Source organism: Bradyrhizobium australiense (assembly GCF_013114825.1).
GTDB lineage: Bacteria > Pseudomonadota > Alphaproteobacteria > Rhizobiales > Xanthobacteraceae > Bradyrhizobium > Bradyrhizobium australiense.
In genome coordinates this window covers 1-6031 of sequence record NZ_JAAVLX010000028.1, presented here as the reverse complement: position 1 = coordinate 6031, position 6031 = coordinate 1, and the positions used below count along the sequence as shown (strand labels likewise).

Sequence of the window (6031 nt, the reverse complement as noted above, 5' to 3'; positions counted from 1 at the left end):
GTGGAGCGATCGGGGGCGGGTGGGCCGCCCGGTTTGTCCTCAATGGAGTGGACGTGCGGCTGCGTGACCCTGCGCCCGGTGCTGTGGAGAAAGTTCAGCACCAGATAGACAGCGCGCGGCGCGCGTACCGGCGATTGACGCGAGTCCCGCTGCCGCCTGAGGGGCGCCTGTCGGTTGCGGAGTCGGTTGCGGACGCGGTGCAAGGCGTCGAACTCGTGCAGGAGTCTGCGCCGGAGCGGCTGGAGCTCAAGCAGCAGCTACTCGCGGCGGCAAGCCGGGCCGCGGCGCCGGAGACACTAATCTGCTCGTCGACGTCAGGCCTGCGCCCGTCCTTGTTGGCGGCGGAGATGGATCGGCCTGAGCGCTTCCTAGTCGCGCACCCGTTCAACCCAGTGTACATGCTCCCGCTGGTTGAGCTCTGCGCCGGAAAGAGCACGGCGCCTGAGGCGCTGGAGCGGGCAGCGGGGATCTACCGAGGACTCGGAATGCGCCCCCTCGTGGTGCGCAAAGAAGTGGACGGGTTTATCGCAAGCCGGCTCCAGGAGGCAATGTGGCGCGAGGCACTGTGGTTGGTGCACGATGATCAAGCCACGGTGCAGGAGGTCGACGACGCCATCCGTTACTCCTTTGGGCTGCGCCGAGCGATCATGGGCCCCTTCCGCATTGCTGGCGGGGGAGGCGGCATGCGCCGCTTCATAGAGCAATGGGGGCCTATGCTGAAGTGGCCTTGGTCGAAGCTCACTGACGTGCCAGAGCTTACGGACGCTTTCCTGGACAAGCTCGCCAAGCAAGCAGACGATCGAGGCGAGAAGCTTACCAGTCTCGAGATCGAACAGGAACGCGACGACTGCTATGTGGCCATCCTGCAAGGCTTGCGCTCACAGGGCGCTGGCGCTGGCGAGACACTTGCGCTCTGGGAGCAGGGGCTGCGCGACAACAGCTTCCAGATTGACAACGGCTCCGGACCACTGCGGATGCCGCCGGTGCAGATGCCGTCTGACTGGCTCGACAATAACGGGCATATCAATGAGAGCCGCTACCTCCAGCTCTTCAGCGAGGCCACCGGCACCCTGGAACGTTATATCGGGGTGGACAGCGAGTACCGTTCAAAGTGCGGAGCTTTCTATACAGTCGAGACGCATCTGTCCCATCTCGGGGAGTTGCGCGCCGGCGACTGCGCCCAGGTGTTCACGCAGGTGCTTGGCGCCCAAGACAAGCGCCTTCACCTTTTTCACATTCTCATTCGCGAGGGGGGCGACAAGCCGGCCGCCATGGCCGAGCAGATGTTAATTCATGTCGATGCCAACGCTCGGCGAAGCGGGCCGGTGCAGGGTGAGGTGCGTGAGCGATTGCTAAAGCTTGCTAAACGGCACGCCAAGTTACCTCGTCCGGAGCGCGTCGGCGCTAGCGTCCGACAGCGCTAAATCGGGAGCTCAGTGTGCTCAAAGGGGACTCCAATGGATCTCGCATTCACAGAAGCAGAGCAGTCGTTCCGCGATGAAGTGGGCCAATTTCTAAGTCATAATGTCCCGCCAGACTTGCGGCGCAAACTAGGCGAAGGCTGTCGGCGATCAAAGGACGAAAGGGCCGCCGGAGTGCGCATCCTCGATAGAAGCGCGTTGGCGCCTTGCCGAGGGAGTATGGAGGTACGGGATGGACCCACCCTCGTGCAACATTACGTTTTCGCAGAAGAGGTGCGAGCGTTTCGCGCCTGGACACAGTTCGGATATGGCGGGCTGGTCCGCCCGGTGATCTACACCTTCGGCAAAGAGGCGCAGAAAAAGTATTGTCTCCCGCGTATCGTCAACGCTGGGGATTGGTGGTGCCAAGGCTTCTCAGAGCCCGGTGCGGGCTCCGATCTGGCTTCACGAGGGCCGTAGACGACGGTGACCACTATGTTGTCAACGCAGGCGTCGGAGAAACGCTCATTGCCAAGGCGATTCTCGGGCTCTCATGCTTCGAGGGTTCCTGGTCCAGCGTTCCAATTTAGGAGGATTTCTGCCGTGAACTTTAATTTATCGGAAGAACAACGGCTCCTCAAGGATAGCGTCGAGCGGCTATTGGACAACAGCTACGGCTTCGATGGCCGTCGCATGTATCAGTTGGGTGAGCGAGGCTACAGTGAGGCGATGTGGACGCGATACGCTGAGATCGGGCTGCTGGCATTGCCTTTCGCGGAAAGGCATGGCGGATTCGGTGGTGGCGCCGTCGAGACTATGATTGTTATGCAGGCGTTCGGCCAGGCGCTGATCATCGAGCCTTATTTGGCGACGGTAGTTCTTGCCGGCGGTGTGATTCGGCTTGGGGCGAGCGAGGCGCAGAAAGCCGACCTGATCCCCGCAATCGCCGACGGTCGGATGAGGCTCGCCTTTTATGCCGAGTCGCAGTCGCGCTACGACCTCTTCGACATGGAGACGCAGGCGAAGAATGACGGCAACGAGTGGATACTAAACGGCACAAAATGTCCCATCCTCCACGGTGAAACGGCCGATAATATCGTCATATCGGCGCGAACTGCCGGAGATTGACGGGAAAACAATGGGATTGGCCTCTTCCTGGTCGACGCCAACGCGCGAGGCGTCACACGCCGTGGGTATCCGACACAGAATGGTCTGCGCGCGGCCGAGATCACCCTTGAGAATGTGCGCGTTAAAACAGTCAACGTCGTTGGCGATCCGGAAGGGGCGTTCCCAATTATCACCCGCGTAGCGAACGAGGCGGTCACAGCGCTCTGGGCAGCCGTCGGCGCCTTGAATGCAAGCTATAACGCTCGACTATCTCAAAGCGCGCGAGCAGTTCGGCAAGAAGACTGGTGCCTTCCCGGTGTTGCAGCACCGGGCGGTCGACATGTTCGTCGAATTGGAGCAGTCGCTATCGATGGCCATGTATGCCGCGATGATGGTGGCCGAAGACGACGCGACCGAGCGCAAGCGTGCCATTTCCGCGGCAAGGGTCCAGATCGGCCGGACCGCGAAGGCGATCGGCCACCAGTCGGTCCAGCTCCATGGCGGCATTGGAATGACGATGGCGTATAGCATCGGCCACTATTTCAAACATGTGACCATGCTCGACATGCTGTTCGGTGATGCCGACCATCACGTACAACGACTTGCCAGCCTCGGGGGCTCAGCACCGAGCAAGCCAATTGAAGAAAAACCGCAGTAACCTGGCGAGTTGGAAGCTTCGCCTGCGTCGTCACGAACTGCCACTCTGTCATATTGCGCGGAGCCCTCGAACGGCCTTGAGACCATCCCTCATCGCTGTAACGCCGGGAAGCCTGACCGATGAATAGGCTTGAGCGTCTTTCTGCGACCGAGATCCATTGCCGTGTTCGGCGGCAAGCGGGCAGCCACTGTCATCGCATAATCGATCAAGATGGGCTTTGGCGGCGAGATCTGGCCGGTACATCCCAACAGGGACGAGGTTGGCGGCTGCAAGACGAGAGCCGACGGCTACTGGGGCGTCGGCGGATTCGGCGGGGTGCAGGAACTGCGCGATCTCAATAAGCCGGTGATTGCCTGCGTCAACGGTATGGCGGTCGCGATCCTCCCAACTGAATTTGCTCACGGAAAGCCCTATGGATGTCACCCGGCGGCGCCCCGGCCGAAGCACAGGCAACAGGGTCTACGCAAACTCCCGATGTGAGAGGGACCAATCAATGGGGATTTATCAGGTCGGCAAGCTTGCCGCGCGATGTCGGCCGACCGCAACAGAACCGAACTTGCGGCCGCGCGTGACATGGTGATCGAGATACTCCTTGCGCAGCGCCGCGTGAGACTATCGAACCACGGGATCTTAAAGAATCGCGCGTCATGATCGGCACTTCTGCCGGAGCTTGATCGCGACTTGCGCCGCTGGACTGGCGTCACGGCGGGGCGCCGAAATGCTCGGCATCGTGTGCCTTCGCCGCCGCTGTGACCACATGACAGTCGAACACTACTCATCCAAGGTCGATAGAGCAGATCTCACGTATCAACGCAGGAGTTCTTAATGTCACAGAAAGCCATCATCACGTGTGCAGTGACGGGTGGGAATGCCGCGGTGGTTGCGAAGCATCCAAACATTTCCATAACGCCGTCGCAAATTGCGGATGCGGCTCTGGACGCCGCAAAAGCAGGGGCTGCGGTCGTTCACATTCATGTCCGCGACCCAGAGACCGGAGCCCCATCGAACCGGTTCGAACTCTATGAACAGGTCGCCAAGAAGCTTCGGGATGCATCCACTGACGTCATCATCAACTTGACGAGCGGAATGGACGGCGAACTCGTGCTCGATTCCGTTGAACCGGCAAAGATCGTCGAAACAAGTACCCTTAAGAGACCCTTCGATGTCTCCACGCCATCAACCTTCAACCTGAGCTTAGCAGCTTGGATTGCGGCACGATGGCGTTCGGGGAGCGCATCTTTGTTGCACGCATCTCGGATCTGCGAGAGCTTGCGAAGCTTAGGCGAGAAGCCGGCGTCAAGCCCGAGCTTGAATGCTTCGATCTGGGCCACATTGAAACTGCCAAGAGGCTTATATCAGAACAGCTAATTGAGGCGCCCCCCTTTTCCAGTTCTGTCTCAGCACGGGCTACGGCGCTTCCGCTGTTGCGATCGCTCTCCAAGCGACGAGAGATTCTACCTCCTGGGGCCGTCTGGGGTGGATTCGGCTGCGGTCCAGATGAAATGCGAATGGTCGGACAGCTGGTGACAATGGGCGGGCATGTCAGGGTCGGATTAGAGGATAACATTTATCTTCGCCGTGGCGTGCTGGCATCCAACGCCGAACTCGTTGAAAATGCAGTCGGGATCATCGAGCGCATGGGCGCCAGCGTCGCCACACCTGCCGAGGCGCGGGCAATTCTTGGCGTTCAAAAATGCGAATAACCGCGCTCAAGGATGCGGCACGGCTTACGTCTTGCCGGATCCTCGGCCTGAAAAATCGAGCCTCGTTCATCAGCATCTTATCGGCGCCCGGTGATGCCAAATCATCACTTGATGTGGCCTGCCGGTCTCCGATTCTGCTCACGAGCGAGCAAACCAAAGAAGAAGGGTCCAGTTGGCTTGCGCCAGATATTGATGTTCCCTCGGCATTTAGGAGGGGTCCGCAATCTGGCCCGGACACTGAAAGGCGGTCCTCGCCATCTATATCGACGAAGTTGTCCGAATTTTTGAAGTGGGCGATTAGGGCATTGTCGGCGACCTCCTCACCTATCTGTTTAAACTCGAGAGCACTTCAGTTTCAACCGCTGCCGGAGGCAGGTATGTCATTGCGCCGATGCCGCAGACAATTGCTGGTCTAAAGCAACCAAAACTGATCGGGCGCACTAATACGCGATCGCCTATCCGCGTGCGATGGTCCTCGCTTGTCTTCTTCACGACGTGATCTCGCAGCGATTCTTGGATGAGGCGATATCAGGCGCAGCAATTCTGCAAGACGAAGCCCTACATCGGGCAAAATCCAAACATCTGCTTTGGTAGTATCTGCGCAAAGGATCGAGCTATTGACGAAGATCACATTTTGCTGTGACAACTCGCGCAGAGCGCAGCGGCGCAGGCAACAGGAGCTTGAGTCGACAAGACCCTATTGCCACGTCGATCGAGCGCAATCAGCTCCACAATCACTTCAGTCAATTTTGTGCGCTCATGCACGAGTTACGGGGACAAGCAGGTAATGACATCCTCCATATCTACACCCAGCGATGCGGTCACTGTCCTTGTCCATGGTTCCGAGATCGCTCGCCTCGCCCGTGAGCGCTTTCCCGATCTGCGTGTATTGAGCGCCAAGGACCGTGCGTCGCTAGAAGCCCACGTGGCGGATGCGGATGTCATCGTGGGCTCCGGCATCGATTTTCCTGTCCAGATATTGGACAAGGCGCGTCGGCTGCGCTGGTTCCAGTCGACGTCCGCGGGCATTGACGCGATCTTGCCGATCCGCGATCGCGTCGGCGATCTTATCGTTACCAATGCTCGGGGTATCCATGCCGATTCCATTGCGGATTTCGTAATGACGGGAATCGGCGTGATGCACTGGGACTTTCCGCGGTTCA

General features: G+C 59.3%; 2 protein-coding genes and 4 pseudogenes. All 6 read left to right on the top strand.

The genetic code is table 11. The annotated features are described in order from the left end of the window. Positions 1–1424: 3-hydroxyacyl-CoA dehydrogenase NAD-binding domain-containing protein (locus HCN58_RS35030; protein WP_171583835.1), on the top strand; the 1424-nt coding region annotated here is incomplete at its 5' end. Positions 1425–2003: 579 nt separating this feature from the next. Then, positions 2004–3165 (top strand): annotated as a pseudogene (locus HCN58_RS35020) (acyl-CoA dehydrogenase family protein). Between the two features lie 282 nt (positions 3166–3447). After that, positions 3448–3534, top strand: a pseudogene (locus tag HCN58_RS35460) (carnitinyl-CoA dehydratase); the annotation flags it as partial. Positions 3535–3990: 456 nt separating this feature from the next. Continuing rightward, a pseudogene (locus tag HCN58_RS36980) lies at positions 3991–4242 on the top strand (3-keto-5-aminohexanoate cleavage protein); the annotation flags it as partial. Between the two features lie 140 nt (positions 4243–4382). Beyond that, positions 4383–4868 (top strand): beta-keto acid cleavage family enzyme, encoded by a 486-nt coding sequence (locus tag HCN58_RS36975; RefSeq protein ID WP_283814704.1) that lies wholly within the window; start codon positions 4383–4385, stop codon positions 4866–4868. A gap of 889 nt (positions 4869–5757) precedes the next feature. Continuing rightward, positions 5758–6031: pseudogene (locus HCN58_RS36645) on the top strand (D-2-hydroxyacid dehydrogenase); the annotation flags it as partial.

Excerpts from the sequence above, each read along its gene's own strand:
- HCN58_RS36975 (WP_283814704.1), top strand. The coding sequence starts at position 4,383 with ATGGCGTTCGGGGAGCGCATCTTTGTTGCACGCATCTCGGATCTGCGA.